A 1147-nucleotide genomic window follows, 5' to 3' on the forward strand; every position below is an offset into this window, starting at 1 on the left:
CCCGGGCCGACCGCCTTGAGCTACACCGCCTACGTGGCGCGTCCCGGGGATGAAGTGTGGGACGGCGCCAATGCCTACGTGCCGGCCGGTGTCACCGAGATGCTGCGTGCGCGCAACCGGCAATCCGGCGGCAAATTCGAGACCGAAGCCAATGCCTTCTACCTGGAAGACATCTGGAACATCACCCCGAACCTGATGCTGAACCTGGGCGTGCGCTGGGACCGCTTCGAAAACCGCACCGCCGCCGGCAAGGCGTTCATCAAGATGGACGATCTGATTGCACCGCGCGTGGGCTTCTCGTGGGACATGAAGGGCGACGGCAGCACCAAGGTGTTCGGCAACGCGGGCCGTTACTACCTGCCGGTGACCAACAACATCAACGTCAACTTCGCCGGCGGCCTGACCGACGAGTACAGCTACTACGTGCTTGAGGGCTGGGAACGGAAGACCTCGCCCACCGGTTCGGCGTACATGGCGCCGGTCATCGGCCAGCAGATCGGGCCGACCGACACCCGCATGAACACCGGTGGTGCCGACCTGCGGCAGAGCGTGGACAAGGACCTGAAGGCGGTCTACCAGGACGAGTACATCCTCGGTTTCCAGAACATGATCAACCAGGCCTGGTCGTGGGGCGTCAACGCGACCTACCGGCGCATGACCCGCGCACTGGATGACATCCGCATCAATTACACCCCCTGCGGACCGACGCCGAGCACGTTGTGGCCGATCGCAAACCCGGGCGAGAGCCTGACGATCTGGGGCGACAAGAGCATCGGCTGCGCCAACGAAGGCTGGATCACCATCGACACCGCCAACAGCGGCTATCGCAAGGGTGGCAGCGGCGAGGTGATCGGTTATTCCAAGCCGAAGCGGACCTACAAGGCGCTGGAATTCCAGATCGACCGCGCGTGGGACGAGAAGTGGATGCTCAACGCGTCCTACCTGTGGTCCAAGAGCGAGGGCAATTTCGAAGGGCCGGTGAACTCCGATACCAACTACGGCGACACCGGCATGGTCCAGTTCTGGGATCACCCGGCCACCAACGAACGTTACGGCGTGCTGTTCAACGACTTCCGTCACCAGTTCAAGCTGCGTGCTGCGTATGCACTGAACAAGCAGTGGTCGTTTGGCACCACGCTGCAGGTGC

At 62.9% G+C, this 1147-nt stretch carries 1 protein-coding gene; it reads left to right on the forward strand.

Features of this window, described 5'->3' with window-relative positions:
* The coding region (locus tag DBR20_RS16280) for a TonB-dependent receptor (RefSeq protein ID WP_146187037.1) at positions 1-1147 on the forward strand (1147 nt) is incomplete at both ends.

It is taken from the genome of Stenotrophomonas sp. HMWF023, assembly GCF_003060985.1.
Lineage (GTDB): Bacteria > Pseudomonadota > Gammaproteobacteria > Xanthomonadales > Xanthomonadaceae > Stenotrophomonas > Stenotrophomonas lactitubi.